This is a genomic window from Verrucomicrobiota bacterium JB022, from assembly GCA_030673845.1.
Taxonomy (GTDB): Bacteria; Verrucomicrobiota; Verrucomicrobiia; order Opitutales; family Oceanipulchritudinaceae; genus WOUP01.
Genome location: JAUTCQ010000017.1, coordinates 409,868 through 429,429, shown reverse-complemented (window position 1 = coordinate 429,429; position 19,562 = coordinate 409,868). Strand labels below are relative to the sequence as shown.

Below are 19,562 nucleotides of genomic sequence, written 5' to 3'. Positions count from 1 at the left end.
CCGAACAGGCCCCCTCTGGTGAAAGAGGGAGCCTGCAGGCGAGAGACAGGAGACAGGTGACCGGAATCGAAGAGACTAACTCAAGGCAGATTCGTGGAGCGAAGCGGTGACGGGCACCCGCTTGAGGTAGGGACGGTCGCGCTGGGCGACCTCCTTCTGCTTGGTCTCCACGTAAATTTCGCTGAGGCGGCCATAGGTCTGCTCCACGTTGTTTTGCGTATGGCGTGCGCCCTCCATCACCTCTTGCAGCACTTGCATCAGCTCGCTGGTCGCCTCGTGCAGGGAGGTGCAGGCGCCGGCCGACTCGCGGCTTTGGCTGGCCTGGCCGAGCAACCCGTCAAGCAACTGACGGTTTAGATCGCCCATCGCGTCCATGCGCTCGTCGATCTCGGCCACGGCTTGTTGGGCCTTGCGGGCGAGGCGGCGCACTTCATCGGCCACCACCGCAAACCCGGCCCCGGCTTCCCCGGCCCGGGCGGCCTCGATGGAGGCATTGAGCGCCAGCAGGTTGGTCGAGTCGGCGATGGTGCGGATGGTCGAAAGGATTTCCTCAGCCTGCCCGGAGAGGGTTTGCGCGTTGGCGCGGATGTCTTCGGTCGAGCTTTCGAGGTTGCGCTTGTTGTCGACGAGGTTGCGGCTCATCACGGCCAGCTTTTCGTTCATGCCGTTGGCATGGCTATGGGCGGCGCCGAGGCGTTCGCTCGTCTGACGCGTATCGGCCTCCAGCTGCTGGAGATTCTCCTCCAGGTGGGCTTGCGAGCGCTGCACGATCTGTGCGTTGCGTTCGAGCGCGCTGTCGACGGCGGCAAGGAGGCGGTTGAAGCTGCGGGCAAGGTCGCCCACTTCGGTCCCGATTTCGACGGACACGCGACGCTCGTAGTTACCCGAGCGGGAGATGTCTTCCATCGACGCCGCCAAGTCGAGCAAACTGGAGCTGCTTCCGTGCTCGGCCAGGTTGAGCCCGAGGGCTTCGTCTTCGGGGTCGACCCGCAGCGGCATCACACGGTTCAGGAGGCTGAAGACTACGAAGGCACCGCCGAAGGCCCAGCCAAAGGCCACCAGCGCACCCAGCGCCTGCACGCCGATCATGGCGATGCGGGTCGTATCTTCGGGCAATTCGACCGCAAAGAGGCCAACCGCGAGCGTGCCCCACACGCCGCACATGGCGTGGGCCGGCACCGCGCCCACCACGTCGTCGACGCGCATGGCTTCGAGCAGTTTGCCGCCCAGCTCGAGCAATACCCCGGCCACGATGCCGATGATGATCGCCCCACCCGCCGACACTGCGTCGCAACCGGCCGTGATCCCCACGAGGCCCGCGATGGTGCCATTGGCGAGGCTGACGGCCTGGACTTTCTTGCTCGGGTCGAAAATCGCACTGGTAATACCCGCGAAGAGCGAGCCTGCGCAACCGGCCAGCATGGTGTTCACCGCGATGCTCGCAATGGCGCCCGACACTTCGAGCGTGCTGCCGGCGTTGAAGCCGAACCAGCCAAAGAACAGCAGCAAGACGCCGATGTAGACCAGGATCACGCTGTGCGGCTGGATCTGCCGCGCGTTGCCCTTCTCATCGAAGCGCTCGCGACGCGGGCCGACCACGACAGCAGCGGCGAGGGCCACCCAGCCCCCAATGCTGTGCACGACCGTCGAGCCCGCAAAGTCGTGAAAGCCGCGTGCCTCCAGCCAGCCGCCCGCCGCGTCGCCATAGAAAAGGCTGCCCCAGGCCCAGTGGCCGAAAACTGGGTAGATGATCGCGATGGTGAAACCGGCAATACAAAGGTAGGCCCAGAAGCGCGTGCGCTCGGCAATAGCGCCGCTCACAATGGTGGCGCTGGTGCCGGCAAACATCGTCTGGAAGAAAAAGAACGCGGCCAGCTCGGCATTGCTGCCAAAGTGCGGCATCCAATCCGTCGTGCCGAAGAGGTGGCCGAAGCCTTGGTTGTGGCCAAACATGAGGCCAAAGCCGAAGAGCCAGAAAAGAAGCGCGCCGAGAATGAAGTCGCCCAGGTTTTTCACCGCGACGTTGATCGAGCTTTTCGCGCGCGACATGCCGCTCTCCAGACAAAGAAAGCCCGCCTGCATCAGAAACACCAGCGCGCTGGCGATCATGATCCACGCCAGGTCGAGGTGGTGCTGGACGAGCGAAATCCCCTCGGCCATGTCTTGCGCACTCAAAAGGGAGGGCAGTAGCAGCAGGGCGCCCCCCGTCACCCCTCTCCGCCATCCACGCGGGGCGGAGCAATCATAGATGTGTCTCGCAGTGATCATCGCACCCCTCATAGGGCATACGCCATGCCTCCGGGAGCGACTGAGGAAAATTGCCTAAAGATTACCACCGTTGGTTGGCATCACCGCCTTTTTACATTTGGGGCAGGCAATTTTTGGGCAGATTCCTTCGTGAGGCTCAAGTCGTGCGGCTGCGGGTCGACCTAAGATGGGTCCGAAGTTTGCGGGCCTGTCGAAAAACAGTCTGGGGGCGCGGCCAAGCCTCCGCGTCGCCATAGCGGATCAGCAAAAGCTGTTCGCACACGGCCCTGGAAGCCTCCGGATCGGCCCCCGCAGGCAGGCCCTCCAGGCGCCGCAGCCACATGCCCGCCCGCTTGCGTGCCGGCTCCAGCCCGCCGGGCCGCGCGGCTCGATGCTTCGCCCAAGCCACCCACAGCATACGCAGGCCCAGCCACGCCATCAGGGTGATGAGGATCTGCAAGGCGAGGTGCCCCAGTTTGCCCCAGCTGAGCCCTTCGGCCCACCAGGTGCGCAGCCCTTGCCACCACTCCGCCAAACGCTCGCGCAACGACGGGCCCATCTTTTTAAAGGAGTCGCGCAGCCCTTCGAGCATCGCCTGTTGCTGGTTCTGGTCAAAGCTGACGACGCGGCGGTACCACATCACGCGCAGGCTGTCGATGTAGGCCCCCAGCGTGTCGTCGATCTGGCTCTCGCGCCGCCCCTGGTCCTGCTGCTGGCTCTGCTCACCCAGCAGGCCGCGGCTGGGCGTCGGGTCGGCCCGCACCCACCCCAGCTCGGGATCGAAAAACTCTACCCAGGCATGCGCGTGGCGGTTGCGCACCATGATGTAGTGCTCGTAAGGGTTCCAGTCGCCGCCCGCAAAGCCCGTGACCATGCGGGCGGGGATGCCGGCCTCGCGCGCCAGCAGGATCAGCGCCCCGGCATACAGCTCGCAGTGGCCCGGCAGACCGGCCTCGATCCAGCGGCAGATCCGGTTGTCCGTCCAACCTTCGTCGGGCATGGTCACACTCGTCGAATAGCCCCGATCGCGTTGGAGAAAGGCGGTGGCGTGCGTGATGAAGGTGTTCGGCCCCAGATCTTCGCCCTTTTCAATCTCGGCTACCCAGCGGGCCAAGGCCGCGCGAGCCGCAGCCTCTTGCGGCCCGGCCAGCGTCGTGGCGGGATAGCCCAGGCGGTCCGCCTCCGGGGCCTCTTCCTCCAGTGGCTCCGGGTCCAGCCGCGCAAACCAGTTCAACTCTCGGGTAAAGGCCGGGATGTAGCGGGAGTTGGGGGCTAAGTTTTCCAGCCGGTAAAAGAGCACGTTGTTTTGCGCCTCCTGCAGCCGGATCGTCCGGGCAGGATAGCTGTAGCCGACCGACATCTCACTTTGCAGGCGGAGCTGGCCAAAGGGGCCGGGCAACGGCAGGTAACGGCTCAAGCCACCCTCGAAGTAGAAAGTCCACGTCTGCCCGGTATCGCCTTCGCTACGAAAAGGGCCCTCGCCGGAGAAGCTGTTCAGGTCGCGAAAACGGCTGGTGGCCTGGAGCGAGCGGGAGGCCCGAAAGCCCTCGCCTGTAAACTCGTCGAGCACGAGCATGCGCCAGTAAGGGTTGGACGGCGGGGTATCTCCACCCACATCCACGCGCAAGGCAATCGTCTCGTCGTCGAGCAGGTCGACCACGTCGCCATACTCCACCTCTTCGCTCAACCCCGGCAGCCCCGCCGTCGTGCTGAGCCTGGCAAACGGAAGCTGCTGGCCCAGGTCGAAGCGCGGCAGCGAGATGAAGATCAGCGAAGCAAAGCCCGTCAGCCCGAAGAAGAGCAGCGTGCTGAGACCAAGCAGGCGGGGATGCAGCACCTGCCGCAGGTAGCGCAGCAGCTCCACCCACCGAAAATGCTTCCAGCGATCGGGATCGACCTCCTGCTCGTCCACGTAGTTCTCGGACAGGTTGATCGTAAAGAGCTGGAACAGCGCTACCGGCGTGAAAAGCAGCACCTGGAGCGCGAAACTCAGCTCCATACTCAGCACCCCTGTCGCGATGACTAAAAATAGACAGAGCAGGAGCAGTTGCAGATCTTCCCGCCGCTGGCGCTCCTGCACCGCCCGCAAGATCGTGAGGAAAAGGATCATGCGCACCAGCGGGGCGAGGACGTCGCCTGCCGCCAGCACAAAATCCGTCACGATGATGATGATCAGCACCGGGGTGACGCTCTTCCATGCCCATGCCGGGACCCGTCGCGAGAGCTGGGGCCACAACATGACGCCGCCCACCGCCAGCATCCCAAGCGTCACCCACAGCTCGGCACCCAGCCCGAGGCTGAAGACCCCCGCCATCGCGATCAGGGCCATCAGACCACCCAGCAGCCATTTCAGCTGCTGCAGGTAGCGGAATTCAAGCTTCGCCTGCAGGTTGGCCATGGATATAGGCGCGGACTTGCTCCCCGGCACCGGGGCCGAAAGTCACGCGTGGTTGGTGAGGGTAATCGCGAGGTGCGGGTGGCTCCGTCGGCTCCAGCCGCGAGAGGGCGCTGAGCACCTGCTGAAGCTCGGGCAGGTGCTGCACAGGCTGCGGCGGTTGATCGTTAAGGATCACACCCGCCAGCCGCCCTTGCTGGAAAAGGTCTTCCGCGAGGGTCGCGACAAAGCTGCAATAGCGCTCGAATTGTGGGCCGGGCTCCCACACGCGCGACGAGCTGCCGACCTCCAGCCAATAGCGCGCCTGGCTCTCCTCAGCGGTCTCGCGCACCATCAGGCGCCCCTGCCGCGCGGTAGCCTTCCAGCTCACCTGCCGCAGGGCATCGCCGGGGCGGTAAAGGCGCAGGTTCATCAGCTCTGCACCGCCCCCCGCCCGAGTCTGGCGCTCCCCCACCCGCAGGTGTCGAGAGCTCGCGGCGGGCGTCCAGGAGTAGCGGCACCGAGCGGGCCACACCTCGACCTCTTCGCGCTGCGTCCATTCGATACTCTTGCGCAAAAAGCCGAAGGGGAACTTGGAAATGATGCTGTGCAGCCCCAGCGTTTCGAGCCCGCGCTGCGTGGGCGTCAGTTGCCAAGTGAGCTGCCGCGTCTCTTGCGGGCCGAGGGGGCGCAGGAGTGGCAGAGTCGTGCCGGCATCCTGCTTTTGCGCGAGCAGGTAAAACCAGAGGCTGTAGATGGGTAAGTAACGGTTGCGGTTGAAGACCTCCACCTGCACCGGCGCGGTCTCGCCGACCCGGAAGTGACCTTCGACCCGCATCCGCCAGCGCGCCCCTTTGAAGTTGAGCCACGAGAGCACCCCGCTGAGCAACAGGCACGACAGCAGCAGCGCCAGCGCCAGATAGAGCATGTTGTGGCTGGTATTGAAGGCAGCCGAGCCCAGCCCAACCGAGATGAAAACCAGCAGCAGGCCGATCCGCGTCATGCGCGTGCGGTGGCCGCGCGGCGGCTTGACCATGTGCCAGAGCACCCGAGCGCCGTTGCGCAGGGGCGAGCGGCCAACGAAGTAGCCCGGGTCGGCCCACTCGCGCCCGGTACGCGTCCACCAGTTTGGCGCTGCGGCGGGGTCAGGGGGCATCGGGGCGGGCATGGCTGCGCGCGGCCAAGTCGAGCAGAGCCTGACCCGTCACGCGCTGGGTCGTCCATTCTTCGAGCGGCATGGCGCCATTGGCACGGTAGAAGGCCAGTGCGGGCTCGTTCCAATCCAGCACCGCCCATTCGAGGCGGCCGCATTGCCGCTCGACGGCGACGGCGGCCACAAAACGCAGCAGCGCACTGCCGATGCCGTGCCCCCGCAAGGTAGGCAAGACGAAGATATCCTCGATGTAGATGCCGGGCCGCCCCAGGAAAGTCGAATAGGTGTGGAAATACAGGCTGAAGCCCGCCGGCTGCCCCTGCCACTCCGCGATTACCGCCTCGGCGTAGCGTCGCTCACCAAACAAGGTGGCGCGCAGCTGCTCGGGCGTCGCCTCCACCTCGTGCTCGAGATGCTCGTAGATAGCAAGCCCCCGGATCAACTCCAGCAGAGTCTCAGCATCCGCCGGCTGGGCGGCTCGCAAAACGAGATCGGGATGGTCGGTAACGTAGCGCATGAGAAGAAGTGGCTTAAACCGGCTGCGGCAGGTGGTCGAGGATGCGGTGCAGCGCCGCTTCGACCAAGCGGTGCGCCTCCAGGCTGTCGGTGGCCGGTCGGTGCAAAGTCAGGCGGTGGGCCAGCACCGGCGGCACCATGTCGGCCACGTCCTGCGGGGTGATGAAGGAGCGGCCGCGCAGGAGGGCACAGGCTTGGGCGGCAGTCTTGAGCGCGATGCTGCCACGGGTCGATACCCCGGCACGAAATTCGGACTCGGTGCGGGTGGCACTGACGATCTTCAGCAGGTAATCCAACACCGTAGGCTCGCAAAAGACATGTTGCACGTAGCCTTGCAGCTCCAGCACCTCCTCGCGGGTGATTACCGGCTCAGTCGGGATCGCGTCGTAGTGCTGGAAGCCGCGCTGGAGGATCCGCAGCTCGTCCTCGAATTGCGGGTAGCCCATTTCGAGGCGCAGGAGAAAACGGTCCATCTGGCTCTCGGGCAAGGGAAAGGTGCCTTCGTAGTCGACGGGATTTTGGGTCGCAAAGACCATAAATGGCTCGCCCACCGCGTGGGTCTGGCCGTCGACAGATACCTTGCCCCGGTCCATGGCCTCAAGCAGCGCCGACTGGGTCTTCGGCGTCGTCCGGTTGATTTCGTCGGCCAGGAGGATGTTGGTAAAGAGGGGGCCGCGCTTGAAGACGAACTCCCGCTGGCGCTCGTCGTAAACCGAGACGCCAATTACGTCGCTCGGCAACAGATCGCTGGTAAACTGCACGCGGGCAAAATCACAGTCGATGGAGCGGGCCAGCGAATAGGCCAAGGTCGTTTTGCCGAGCCCGGGCAAGTCTTCCATCAACAGGTGGCCGCCCGCCAGCAGGCCGATGAGCACGCGCTCCACCACCTGGTCTTTGCCTTTGATGACTTGCGTGATGTTGGTGCGAACGCGGTCGAGTGCCGCTTTGACGCGTGGTGTCGGTATGACGCTAGCTTTCATGCCCTTGCGCCAGAATACGCCGAGGTGGTGGCATGTCCACGCCGGATCGCGTTTTTCTCCTCGCGTCGGCGCTGGAGGCTTTCCACCAAGGCGGGTACTTCTTCCAGCCAGCCATCGGGCAAGGCCGATAGCAGCTCGCCAATACGCTCGCGGTAGAGCCCGAAGTCGTAGTTCGCAGAACCGGCCAGGTAGAGCAGCAAACTGTCGCGGCGAATGGAGATGCGCCGCCGCTGTTCCTTGCCCCGACCCGATCTGCCGTTGTGGCGGTGCCCCAGGAGCTTGCGCTGCTCAAAGGCGTCACGCACATACTGGGGGCTCACTTCCAGGATTTCCGCCACCTCCTGCACACTAAACCACACCTGCCCCACCGGCAGTAGCGACCGGTAGTCGTCCAACTTGGAGATATCTGCACCGGACTGATTCATGTGAACATAAAAACACTTCTCATGTTTACTGGCAAGGCAAATGACCTCCATGGACGCCGGTGAGAAAACAGAAAAGCCCGACCAAAAGTGGTCGGGCTTTTTGAAAAATAAGCTTCGAAAAAACGAGTGCTTAAAGGGCCGGACGGGAGATCAGGCCGGTCGAAGCATCCGGGTTGGCATTGCGCCAGGAACCGTTTTGCTGCTGTTCGAAGGCATAGAAGAACTTCGCTTCACCTTGGTTACGAGTGGTCTTGGTGTAGACCCAGGTGCTCAACTCGTCGATCCAGAGGTAAGCGGCAGCGGATTGGGGAGCCGCTTCACCGAAGAGCACCCAGCCCCATTCGGGCGAGTAGATCCACGGGAAGGAAGCGGTGTAGAACCAGCTCATGCCGTCGGTGAAGGTCCAGTCGTCGCCGTTGTTATAGAACCAGCGGAAGAGGTTCGGGTTGAACACCCACTCTTCGTCGTCAGGCGTCAACGTCGGTTGTTCGCCCACATTGCTGTCCATGAAGTCAGGCACCATGTCGGTGTCCTTGTCCACGAAGTAGTTCAGGACGAACTTCGTCACGGCCATGTCAGCCGAAGCCGAGGCGTCGCTCAGGCTGGCGAAGCCGGTCAAAGTCGCGTAGGAACGCTCGAAGGTCGTCGCTTCGAACTGCCAGGTCGAGGTGCCGTCGGTCAGGGCGAAAGCGGAGAGTTCGATCTCGCTTTGGCTCTTAACCGTGTAAGTGGCATTACCGGTATACGTGCTGCCGCCCGCGCTGAACGAGAGAGCAATCGTATCGGTGTCGGTGTTAACGGTGCTTTCGCCTTCACCCGCGTCGAGGGGGTTCAGGGAAGCAGCTTCAGGGAACGCACCGGCGCGGGGGATGATGCCCACGATCGGGGAGGACACGCTGCCGCTCGGAACCGGCACAGCGGCGTCGAGCTTGAGCACGACCTTACCGGTATCGGCGGTGGCGCCGCTGGAAAGAGTCACACCCGTGTATTCGCCTTCGTAGACGGTATCGGAGTCACCCACCGGCATCAGGTCAGTGACCAGGATGTGGGTGGATGCGGAAGCGTCCGCGGCGGTCGAAACGAGGAAATCGAGGGAGGCGCCGGAAAGGACTTGGTCCAGGGTAGTTGCCGGCTTGAAACCAGTGGTCGTGGCGGTGAAGGAGGTGGTTTCTGCGTGCGCGAGCAGAGGCAGACCGGCCATCACTGCTACAGCCAATGCCTTTTGGGGAGTTTGCAATCGAGAGATGAACATGTTGGAACGTGAAGGTATGATGGTGACTTAGTACGGCCAGTCAGGGTGAGATAAATCATTAAGTCTCCATCGCTAGGATGCAAGCCCTAAAGTGAAGATCATTGCAGGCGATCGTTTTGTTCGCCCATTCCAATAGCGGCAGCACTGAGGGCTTCCTTAAGGCGGGAGATGACAATGGGTTTGGTCAAGTAATCGTCGACCCCGGCCGCGAGGCAGCGTTCGCGATCTTCCTTCAGGGCCAGGGCCGTGAGGGCGATAATGTGGATGCCGCGTTGAGATTCGCCCGCATCTCCGCGTCGCAAGCGGCGGGTCACTTCAATGCCGTCGAGGTAGGCCATCTGGACGTCGAGCAGCACGGCATCGTAGGGGCGGGCGGCAATGGCGGAAAGCAGTTCGCGCCCATCCTGCACCAGGTCGGGAGAGTAGCCGAGCTTGAGCAGCACCTCTCGGGCGAGCCTGCTGTTTACGGCGTCGTCTTCAGCCAGGAGCAGGCGCAGCGGGTAGCGCTCGGCAAAGCTGCGATCCAGCTCACGGGTTTCGGAAGTCGCCAACGTGTTGGAAGAGCGTGAACCGCCATGTTCCATCATTACGGTGACATGGAAGACGCTGCCCTGCCCCACCTCGCTGTTGACCCAGACGCGCCCGCCCATGCGCTCCGCCAGGCGGCGGCAGATCGTCAACCCGAGGCCGGTGCCGCCGTATTCGCGGGTGGTGGAAGAATCGACCTGAGTAAAGGCTTCGAAGAGGTCGCCCAGTTTGTTTTCGGGGATGCCGATCCCGGTGTCGCGCACCTGCAGGTAGATCTCGGACTGCCGGTCGTCGACGGGGATCACCTTGACGCGCACGTGCACGGAGCCCTTGGGGGTAAACTTGACCGCGTTGCTTACCAGATTGAGCACGATTTGGCGAAAACGCAGGGGATCGCCAATGTAGAGGCCGTCGGAGTCGTCCTCGATATCGTAATCCAGCTTCAGGCCCTTCTCCTTCGCCTTGGCGAGGAAGATTTCGAGCACCTCCATGATGCAGGTTTCGAGGCGGAAGGTGGTGAACTCGAGATCGACCTGCGTGCTTTCGAGCTTGGAAAAGTCGAGGATGTTGTTGATCAGCTCCAACAGGTCGCGGCCGCTACGATTGACGATGTTGAGGTATTCCTCCTGCTCGGGCTTCAACTCGGTCTGCGCCAACAAGTCCGTAAAGCCAAGGATGGCGTTCATGGGCGTACGGATCTCGTGGCTCATCATCGCCAGGAACATGCTCTTGGCCTGATTGGCGCTGTCGGCCGCTTCTTTCGCCGTCTTGAGCGCGTCTTCGATTCGTTTCGTTTCGAGGTAGCCGCCGATACTGCCGGCGAGGCTGCTGAGAGCGCGGCGAGTCTGCGTGTCCCAATCGCGATCATCGCGGCAGCTGCCAAGGTTGAGGAAGCCCCACAGATCGCCCGCGACAAAGACGGGCACCGCGAGCGCGCTACGCGTGCGAGTGCGGGCCAGCCAATCTCGCAAGCCGGCGGGGCATTGCTCGCGCCCGTAGACTTGAGGGGCGCCGCTTTGCAGGGTGGGGTACCAGGCAGGGAGGTGCGAATCGTAAAGCAATGTGCGGGCCGGGTCGTGCTCTTGGGTGGCAAAAGCGGGTTCGCTGGCCCACTCGTAGCGCAGAGAGCTCAGGCGGTCCTGTGTTTCGGAGTCGCGCCCGTTTTCGTAGAGGCCCACGCGGTCGAGCTCCAGGCCTTGGCCGATCAGGCGCAAGGTGGTCGCAATGCCCGTTTCGAAATTCTTGACCTTCAGCAGGTTTTCCTCCGCCTCGGTTACGGCTTGCAGCAGTTGGTCGCGTGCGCGCAGCTGGCTCGTGATAAATTGCGTCTGCGTGATGTCGTAGGCCACCCAGATGACGCATGGCAGCTGCCCCTCGCTCTGCGCCATGGCAGCAATGCGCCCTTCAAACCACAGGCGGCGCCCGTTGAACTCCATGCTGTAGCGGTAGATCTGCAGCTCGCGGCTTTCCAGCGCCCGGTGGACGACGCGCATAAACTGGTCGCAAGTGTCCTGGGGGTAGATGTCGTACATCCGCAGGCCCTTGAGACGTGCCGCGCGCTCACGGAAGAAGCCGGTGCGGGGCACGAACACCTCCTGATACACGCCGCGTTCGTCGACCACAAAAGCGAGATCGGGCATGGCCTCAATAAAGCCGCGCAGACGCTCTTCGTTGATGCGCACGTGATCTTCGCGGTTTTTGACTTCGGTGAGCACGGCGGCAAGGAACAGTGCAGTGGTGCTGAGCACGCCCACGAAGACCCATAGATAACCGGGAGGCTGCGTGATCGTTTTGGTCGCCTCCGGCCCGATGACCTCCCGCAGCTCCCAGACCGCCATCATCGCCACGATAAAGATGCCGACTGTCGCCCCACGTTGGCCAAAGCGGATGGCCGCCCACGCCATGAGGGGGAACATCGTCAGCTCCAGCGGGTAGCGGAGGGTGTCGCTGGGGGCCCAGTTGCGGAAAATGAGCGCGCCGAGGAAAATGAGCAGGGCCAGCCATACCAATACCTCCAGCGTCTGAGCGTTGCGCCAGTTGATCCGCGTGCGCGCATGCCAGACGAGCAGCACCGGCGTCACCACGAGCACCCCGAGTGCGTCGCTGAGCCAGCGCACCGCCCACATCTGCTCGAAGCTGCGGTGCATATCGAGGTGCAGGTATTTTAAACTGTAGATGGAGAGGTAGGAGCTGATGATGGGGGCTGCAATCACCGCCGCCAGCAGGAACCAGATCACGTCCTGCAACCGCTCCATCGCTGCATCGAAGCGCGCGATCTCCTTCAAGACAAACGCGCTGACCCCCGCAGTGAGCACGTAGCCGATGGACGACACGAGGGCCGAGGGCACGCTGCCCGCCCCTTCGAGGAAGCGCACGCAAAAGGCACCGGCTGCCACCGCCCAGAGGTAGCGGTAGCCACCACGCAGGACGATGAGCAGGCCCAAACCGGCTGGCGGCCAGATCAGTGGGGCGAATTGCTCCCACAACGCCACTTCCAGCCCCATCCCGCCCGCACCCAGATACAGCGCGACACAGAGGATGAACTTCAGGAGATACTCTAGCCCGGCACGAGCATTCCTGGGGGTCAACCTGGGTTGGCGAAGAGCAAAAAATCGAGACATAACTTCATATCCACCCAAATGGAACGTAAGGGTGTGCGCAAAAGGATTATCAACGACAATGCCTTCGTAAGCCGCATCCGAAGGCTTGGCAATGCTTGTCACCCCGGGAGAATCGCCTAGTAATATGGGTATGCCAATTTACGTGTACGAAGTGGTCTTGCCCGATGGCAGCGGTGGCGACCGTTTTGAGCTGCAGCAGTCGATGAAAGAGGCCGCGTTGACGGAGCATCCGCTGACCGGCGAGCCGGTGCGCCGCGTCATCCTCTCCCCCAACCTCTCGACCAAACACACGCCGGGCAAAGAAAAATCCCGCCTCGACAACAAGAACGTCGAAAAGGCGGGCTTTACCAAATACGAGCGCGACAAGCTCACCGGCACCTACCACCGCGTCGCCGGCAAGCAAGGCCCGCAGACCTTCAAGCCCAATTGAGGCATCATGAACGGTCTACTCATTAACCAGAAAATTCAGAAAAAAGGAGAGGTTGAGAAGCTGACGGTCAGCATAACCCTTTCCTGAAGCCCTTTCTGTCTTTTCTGTTTTTTCTGGTTAATCCCCACGTCCAGCCTACCTTTCGGCCACGGCTTGCAGGATGCGTTCGCTGACGCCGATGCCGCGTTCGAACATCTGCAGGTCGAAGCTCTCGTTGGGCGCGTGGAGGTTGTCGACCGGCGTGAACATGCCAAACATGAGCGAGTCGACGCCCAGCACGCGCTTCAGGTCGCCAATGATCGGCACGCTGCCGCCTTCGCGCAGGTAGAGCGGCGGCTTGGGGAAGATCTCGCGGATCGCGGCGTCTGCCCCGTCGAAGGCGCGGGCGAGCGAGGGGTGCTGGTCCTCCGGGGTATCCGGGCGATGGGGCGGCACCACGCGGTAGGGGTTGCCGTTGTGGCCGCGCACGACCTTCAGCTTCACTTGCGGCGGGCAACGCTCTTCAAGGGCTTTCGCCACTTTCGAGGCGATGTCGTCGGCGGTCTGGCTGGCCACGAGGCGGCAGCTGATCTTCACGAATGCCTTGGAGGGCACGATCGTCTTGCTGCCTTCGCCCTGGTAGCCGCCGCCGATGCCGTTGAACTCCAGCGTGGGCCAGAGGCGGGTCGCTTCAGCCGGGGGCACACCCTTGACGGTGTAAAAATCGTTCACGCCGAGGCGCTGCTGGTAGGCTTCCTGATCCGCGGAGAGGCGGCCGATCTCGTCACGCTCCCACTGGTGCGTCTCGACCACGTCGTCATAGAAGCCGGGGACGTTGACGCTGCCGTCTTCGTTGTGCAGCGAAGCGCAGAGGCGGGAGAGCGCCACGATGGGGTTCATGACCGCGCCGCCGTGAATGCCGCTGTGCAAGTCGCTGTTCGGACCGGTCACTTCGACTTCGAGCGTCACGATGCCGCGCAGCGCCGTGGTGATCGCGATCTGCTCCGTGCTGGGGCTGAGGGTATCGGTCAGCAGCACGAAATCGGCCTGCAGGCGGTCCTTGTAGTCTTCGAGGATCTTCGGGAACGACGGGCTGCCGATCTCTTCCTCGCCCTCGATCAGGAACGAGATGCGCAAGGGCAAGTCGGGTTGGCGCTCGAGCAGGCGGGCGACCGCTGCCACGTGGACCATCAGCGGGCCCTTGTTGTCGGCCGCACCGCGCCCATAGAGGCGCCCGTCCTTGATCACCGGGTCGAAGGGCTTCGTGTGCCAGAGGTTGAAGGGGTCGGCCGGCTGCACGTCGTAGTGGCCGTAAATGATAACGTGCGGCCACTCCTTCGGACCGTCGCGGTGAGCGAGCACGACTGGGTGCAGCGGCGTCGCGAGGATATCGACCTCAAAGCCGATATCGCGCAGCAGCCCGGCGATGAAATCGCGGGCTCCCGCCATGCCGTCGTTGTAAGACGGGTCGGTGGAGACGCTGGGGTGGCGGATAAATTCCTGGATGGCCGCGACGGGATCGAACATGGCTCTACCCATAGGCGAAACCCGGGCCGCTTGGCGAGTGCCAAGCATAAAAAACCCGCCGCCCTTCTTCGGGATGCAGCGGGTGAAAAAGCTCTGGGCGTCTTCCCCTACTGCACGCGCAGCGTGTCGCTGCCGAAGCGGTCGCGCAGGACTTCGGGGATCGTGACGCTGCCGTCTTCGTTGAGGAAGTTTTCGAGGATCGAGCCGAGCACGCGCGGGATGGCGAGGCCGGAGCCGTTAAGCGTGTGCACGACGCGGGGCTTGTCCTGACCTTCGCGGAAGCGGATGTTGGCGCGGCGGGCCTGGAAGTCCGTAAAGTTGCTGATGCTGGAGACTTCGAGCCAACGCTTTTGCCCGGCAGCCCAGACTTCGAGGTCGTACTGCTTCGAGTGGGGGAAGCCGATGTCGCCGCTGCAGATCGAGAGCACGCGGTAGGGCAGGCCCAGCTTTTGCAGGAGCGTCTCGGCATGGGCGCGCAGGTGCTCCAGCTCGTCGAAGCTCTTGTCGGGGTGGACCCACTTGACCAGCTCCACCTTGTCGAACTGGTGCACGCGGTTGAGGCCGCGCACGTCCTTGCCGTAGCTGCCGGCTTCGCGGCGGAAGCAGGGGGTGTAGGCGCAGGCGTAGACGGGCAGTTGGGCGGCGTCGAGAATCTCGTCGCGGTAGAGATTCGTCACCGGCACCTCAGCCGTCGGGATGAGGTAGAGGTCGTCGCCGGTGGCGTGGTACATCTGGCCCTCCTTGTCCGGCAGCTGGCCGGTGGCGAGGGCGCTGGCGGGGTTGACCACGATGGGCGGCATGACTTCGGTGAAGCCGGCGGCCGTGTTTTCATCGAGGAAGAAATTGAGCAGCGAGCGCACGAGGCGCGCGACGGGGCCGACGAAGAACGGGAAACCGCTGCCGGTGACCTTGGTGCCGCGCTCGAGGTCGACATACTTCGAGAACCACTCGATGTCGTAGTGCGGGCGGGCGTGGGCGCTGAGGCTCGCGATGTCGCCCCAGGTGCTGTGGACGACGTTGTCGCTCTCGTTGTGGCCCACCGGCACACTGGGGTGCGGGATGTTGGGCACCTGCAGGTAAGCGGCCTGGAAAGCCTTTTCGGCCTCATCCTGCTTGGCTTCGAGCTCTTTGACCTGGCCCGAAATCGCCTTCATCTCCTGGACCTTGGCGAGGAACTCCGGGGAGCCCTTCTTGAGTTGCGCCATCTCCTGGTTGGCCGCCTTTTGCTGCGCGCGCAGGGTTTCAAACTCGGTCACCATCTCGCGGCGCTGCCGGTCCAGCTCCACCACGCGGTCGAGGTCGACCTCGAACTTCTTGGTGGCCAGCGCGGCCCGGATCGACTCCACGTTATCCCGGAAATACTTCAGGTCCAGCATGAGAAGCGTCAGACTGCCACGCGCGCGGAGAGGCGCAAGGGTTTTTCGCGGGCGGGCGGTGGGTCGATCGCAAAATGCGTTATCCCTATCCTTCTGCGCCCAGGCATGAAAAGACCGCTTCTCCTCAGGAAAAGCGGTCGGGGCAAGAGCACTGTAAACGCGATTAACGCTGCTGACGGCGGCGCCAGGCGACGAGGCCCAGCGCGGCAAGCCCACCCAAGGCGGCATAGGTCGCGGGCTCGGGCACAGCAGCCGAGTAAGGCGCGGCGCTGAGCGTCGCCGACGAGGCATCGTAGCTGACCGCGCCACTGTCGTTGGCCTCAAAAGTAAAGGGCCATGTAAAGACACCCAGGCCATCGAAATCGCTGGCCACGGCTATATCTCCAGGAAGCACGGTCTTCCCCAGACTATCGAGCAACCCAAGGCCTGAGGTGATGGTGATGCCCTCCTCGGTGGTCCAGGTGGGAAATGCGGAGGGTGCCTGGATCGGCAGGTAACCGCCCCCCGCAAAAACTACGATCACCGGAAACGATTCAGCTAGCTGGAGATCGTAAGTCCCATCAAGACCGCCCGAAGAATTTTCGATCGTCAACTGCACCGAGGCGAGGGCCAGGCTCGGATCGCCATTCGCGTTCTCGAAATAGACGTCGGAGGCGGTGATCATCGTATAGGTGAACGTGGAGCCCACCAGGCCGTAAGAATCTTCCGTCGTGCTGGGCTGGAAGCTGAAGCTGAGCTCAATGGACGCTGAAGCGGAAGCCACCGGCAAGAGGAAGAGGGCGAGAAGAGAAGATAGTCGCATACGCCAACAGATATCGAAGGCAAAATGCAACTGCGTCTAGCCTAAAGGGTGGTAAGAACTTGTAAAACGTACCACGCTACGCCTAACGCACAAACACACAGAAATCTCACTATGTATTGGCTATTACCCGTTACCTTTGCGGTTGCTGCGCTTCCGCCAGGTTTTCGGTGCGGTTGCGGGTGAGGAAGTCGTAGACCGCTTCGTTGGGTGGGTTGGCGAGCAGTTCGCGAGGGTTGCCGACGGCCGTCAGCGTGCGCTCCTTCGCGTCGAGGAAGATCGCGCGGTCGACGATGGCGAAGATGCTGGAAAGCTCGTGCGTCACGATCACCACCGTGGCGCCGAGGCTGTCCCGCAGTTGCAGGATGGTGTCGTCGAGCCGGCGTGAGGTGATGGGATCGAGACCGGCAGAGGGCTCGTCGAAGAACAGGATGTCGGGGTCGAGGGCCATGGCGCGGGCGAGGCCGGCGCGCTTGCGCATGCCGCCGCTGAGGCCGCTGGGGTAGTAGTTTTCGAACCCTCGCAGGCCGACGAGCGCCAGCTTGTAGCTGACGATGTGGGCAATCTCGCGGGGGCCGAGCTGCGTGTATTCCTGCAGGGGCAGTGCGACATTTTCCGCCACCGTCATGGAGCTCCAGAGCGCGCCCTGCTGGTAGAGCACGCCAAAGCGGCGCTGCATGGCGTTGCGACCGTCCGGGCCGGCTTGGGTGAAGCTCTTGCCGTCGTAGAACACTTCGCCCTTGGCCGGCTCCTTGAGCCCGATGAGGTGCTTGAGCAGGGTGCTCTTGCCGCAGCCGGAGCCGCCCATGATGGCGAGAATTTCCCCTGCGCGGACGGAAAAGCCGACGTCGCGCTGCACGACAAAGCTGCCGTACGCCATCGTCAGATCCTTTACCTCAATGCGCGCGCCTCCGTCGTCCATGCAGCGCTAGGGTGAATCGACCCCGACGCAAGTGCAAGCCCAGGCCACATATTAGCACCGCAACTGAGACACATTCTTGAATTTATCCTTGCCTCAATACGAATGAGATTCAGTTTCATGTCCCCTCAGTCACTGATCCCTATCAGTGCGTCTCTTTTCAGCTTTGTCATGAAAGACACCTCGTCGGTCCCCGTCTCTTCCACGTCCACTTCGCTCCGCTCGACGGATGCCCTGCAGCCGAGCCTCGGCGCTTCGCTGCTCGCATCGCCGGACGGCCTCACGCACGCCTACCGCGCCCCCCGCAATGCGGCGCTGCTCGGCTCGCTCGTGATGGCCGGCGCGTCCCTGCATGGTCAGGCGACCAGCAACGAAGCCACCAATGGCGACAATCCGATCGACCTGCCGCCCGAGCGCGTGCAGGACGACCAGGTCCAGCTCAAGTCGCCGAAGTTCACCCTGCCGCTGCGCGACGTGCCGCAGATGGTCAACGTGATCCCGGCGGAAGTCTTCGAGCAGCAACAGGCCACCAGCCTGCGCGACGTGCTGCGCAACAGCCCCGGCATTACCTTCCAGGCCGGTGAAGGTGGCAGCGCCCCGGGAGACAACCTCTTCATCCGCGGCTTCTCTGCCAGCAACGACATTTTCGTCAACGGCTTCCGCAACAGCGCCCAATATTCGCGCGACTCCTATAATCTGGAGCAGGTGGAAGTGGCCAAGGGCCCGTCGTCGGCCATCGGCGGTCGCGGCACCACGGGCGGCTCCGTCAACCTCGTGACGAAGAGCCCTTACCAGCGCGACGGCTACAACGGCTCCGCCAGCTTTGGCAGCGCCGACCAGAAGCGTTTCACCTTTGACGCCAACCAGGTGGTCGACGCCGAAAAGGGCATTGCCGTACGCCTCAACACCATGTGGCACGAGGGCGGCGTCCCCGGTCGCGATGCCGTCCAGAACGAAGGTTGGGGCATTGCTCCCTCCATCGCTTTCGGCCTGGGCGAGCGCACCGAAGCAGTCGTCAGCTACGAGCACGCCGAGCAGGACAACATCCCCGACTTCGGCCAGCCCGGTGCCCTCGCTTCTGGCAGCGATGTACCGCGCTCGAACTTCTACGGTCTCGTCAACCGCGACTACGAGAAGATCGAGTCCGACGTCGTATCTGGGGAAATCCGCCACAACTTCGGCGAAGGCCTGACGCTGCGCAACCTCTCGCAATACAGCAAGACTAGCCGTGACGCGGTAGTCACGTCGCCGCGATTCGTGGACAATGATGCCAGCACAGGCCTTGTTCGCCGCAACGACGTCAAGCAGCAGGATCGCGAATTCGAAATGCTGGGTAATCAGACGAACGTGACTTGGGACTTCGCCACCGGCTCTGTGGTGCATACCCTGGTGAGCGGACTGGAGCTGACGCGGGAAGAATACACCAACTATGGCCGTAGCCACGATGCCACCCTGCAGCCAACCGACGTTTATAATCCCGATCCTTACGAGCCGTGGGAAGGCACCACCGGGCGCAATGGAAGTGTCGTAAAAGGTACCGGCGATACGATTGCACTCTATGCCTTCGATACCCTCAAACTGACGGATCACTGGTCCGTCACCGGCGGCCTGCGCTGGGAAAACTTTGACGCAGAAGTCGAAAACAGTGATCCTACCGTCGACGACCTTCAGCGCGAAGACGACATGGTGAGCTGGCGCGCCGCCTTGCTCTACAAGCCGGTCACTTCAGTGACGCTCTACGGCGGCGCTTCGACCTCTTTCAACCCGGCTGGCGAAAGCCTCACGCTGAGCACCGGCGGTGGCCGAGGGGGCACGGCGGCGAACAACCCGAACATCGAGCCGGAAGAAACCCGCACCTACGAAGTGGGCGCAAAATGGGAACCCGCAGGCAAGGGCTTCATGACCGGCGTCTCGCTCTTCCGCACCGAGAAGACCAACGCCCGAACCCGCCTCGACAACGACGAGCCCTATACCCTCTCTGGCGAACAGATCGTGCAGGGCATCGAGTTGAGCGTATCTGGTAGTCTGACCGAAAAGTGGAGCGTCTATGGCGGCTATGCCTTCATGGACACGGACGTCAAGGAGTCCCGGAACACCGAGGAAGAGGGCCACGAGCTGGCCTATGCTCCGGAGCATTCCTTCAGCCTCTGGACGACCTACCAGATCGACCCGAAGCTGCAAGTGGGCCTCGGCGCGCAATATTCGGGTAACTACTACTACTCGACCACTGCAGGCGACGACACGGTGCCGGACAACACCGAATACTGGCTCTTCAACGCCATGGTGTCTTACAGCGTAACGGAAAACATCGCCCTGCGCTTCAACATCGAGAACCTCGGCAACGAGGAATACATCGAGCGCGGCTACGGCGGCCACTTCACCCCGGGCGAAACCCGCAACTACACGCTCACGGCCTCCTTCAGCTACTAGTCGATT

At 62.9% G+C, this 19,562-nt stretch carries 14 protein-coding genes; 2 read left to right on the top strand and 12 right to left on the bottom strand.

Annotated features, from left to right (window positions below):
• Positions 1-75 precede the first annotated feature (75 nt).
• The 8 genes from amt to Q7P63_14590 form a co-directional block, all read right to left on the bottom strand.
• Positions 76-2,175 carry an ammonium transporter gene (amt, locus tag Q7P63_14625; GenBank protein ID MDP0501325.1) on the bottom strand — a complete coding sequence of 700 codons (2,100 nt, stop codon included), beginning with the start codon at positions 2,173-2,175 and terminating at the stop codon, positions 76-78.
• A gap of 229 nt (positions 2,176-2,404) precedes the next feature.
• A complete protein-coding gene (locus Q7P63_14620) occupies positions 2,405-4,645 on the bottom strand; it encodes a DUF3488 and transglutaminase-like domain-containing protein (protein MDP0501324.1) in 2,241 nt (746 codons plus the stop codon).
• Positions 4,620-5,777 (bottom strand): DUF58 domain-containing protein, encoded by a 1,158-nt coding sequence (locus Q7P63_14615; protein ID MDP0501323.1) that lies wholly within the window; start codon positions 5,775-5,777, stop codon positions 4,620-4,622. The genes Q7P63_14620 and Q7P63_14615 overlap by 26 nt, the downstream gene beginning before the upstream one ends.
• Positions 5,767-6,291: a GNAT family N-acetyltransferase gene (locus Q7P63_14610; protein ID MDP0501322.1), complete on the bottom strand. Its 525-nt coding sequence runs from the start codon at positions 6,289-6,291 to the stop codon at positions 5,767-5,769. Before Q7P63_14610 ends, Q7P63_14615 begins: the two co-directional genes overlap by 11 nt.
• Positions 6,292-6,304: 13 nt before the next feature.
• Positions 6,305-7,270 (bottom strand): MoxR family ATPase, encoded by a 966-nt coding sequence (locus tag Q7P63_14605; protein ID MDP0501321.1) that lies wholly within the window; start codon positions 7,268-7,270, stop codon positions 6,305-6,307.
• The gene (locus Q7P63_14600; protein MDP0501320.1) at positions 7,267-7,695 is read right to left on the bottom strand and encodes a hypothetical protein; all 429 of its coding nucleotides are present in this window, start codon (positions 7,693-7,695) and stop codon (positions 7,267-7,269) included. Before Q7P63_14600 ends, Q7P63_14605 begins: the two co-directional genes overlap by 4 nt.
• A gap of 130 nt (positions 7,696-7,825) precedes the next feature.
• The gene (locus Q7P63_14595; protein MDP0501319.1) at positions 7,826-8,896 is read right to left on the bottom strand and encodes a hypothetical protein; all 1,071 of its coding nucleotides are present in this window, start codon (positions 8,894-8,896) and stop codon (positions 7,826-7,828) included.
• 149 nt (positions 8,897-9,045) lie between these two features.
• Complete coding sequence (locus Q7P63_14590; protein MDP0501318.1) at positions 9,046-12,063, bottom strand: ATP-binding protein; 3,018 nt, start codon at positions 12,061-12,063, stop codon at positions 9,046-9,048.
• Positions 12,064-12,226: 163 nt separating this feature from the next.
• On the opposite strand from Q7P63_14590, the gene Q7P63_14585 reads away from it, so the two are divergent.
• Positions 12,227-12,526, top strand: a complete 300-nt coding sequence (locus Q7P63_14585) for an FmdB family transcriptional regulator (GenBank protein MDP0501317.1) — start codon at positions 12,227-12,229, stop codon at positions 12,524-12,526.
• 135 nt (positions 12,527-12,661) lie between these two features.
• Here Q7P63_14585 and Q7P63_14580 read toward each other — a convergent pair whose 3' ends face one another.
• The 4 genes from Q7P63_14580 to Q7P63_14565 form a co-directional block, all read right to left on the bottom strand.
• Complete coding sequence (locus Q7P63_14580) at positions 12,662-14,032, bottom strand: M20/M25/M40 family metallo-hydrolase (GenBank protein MDP0501316.1); 1,371 nt, start codon at positions 14,030-14,032, stop codon at positions 12,662-12,664.
• A gap of 107 nt (positions 14,033-14,139) precedes the next feature.
• Entirely contained in the window at positions 14,140-15,408 is a 1,269-nt protein-coding gene (gene serS, locus Q7P63_14575) for a serine--tRNA ligase (GenBank protein MDP0501315.1), read from the bottom strand.
• Positions 15,409-15,571: 163 nt separating this feature from the next.
• The gene (locus tag Q7P63_14570) at positions 15,572-16,210 is read right to left on the bottom strand and encodes a PEP-CTERM sorting domain-containing protein (GenBank protein ID MDP0501314.1); all 639 of its coding nucleotides are present in this window, start codon (positions 16,208-16,210) and stop codon (positions 15,572-15,574) included.
• A 130-nt stretch (positions 16,211-16,340) separates the two neighbouring features.
• Positions 16,341-17,129, bottom strand: a complete 789-nt coding sequence (locus Q7P63_14565; GenBank protein MDP0501313.1) for an ATP-binding cassette domain-containing protein — start codon at positions 17,127-17,129, stop codon at positions 16,341-16,343.
• Positions 17,130-17,297: 168 nt separating this feature from the next.
• On the opposite strand from Q7P63_14565, the gene Q7P63_14560 reads away from it, so the two are divergent.
• Positions 17,298-19,556 carry a TonB-dependent siderophore receptor gene (locus Q7P63_14560; protein ID MDP0501312.1) on the top strand — a complete coding sequence of 753 codons (2,259 nt, stop codon included), beginning with the start codon at positions 17,298-17,300 and terminating at the stop codon, positions 19,554-19,556.
• The last annotated feature ends 6 nt before the right edge of the window (positions 19,557-19,562 follow it).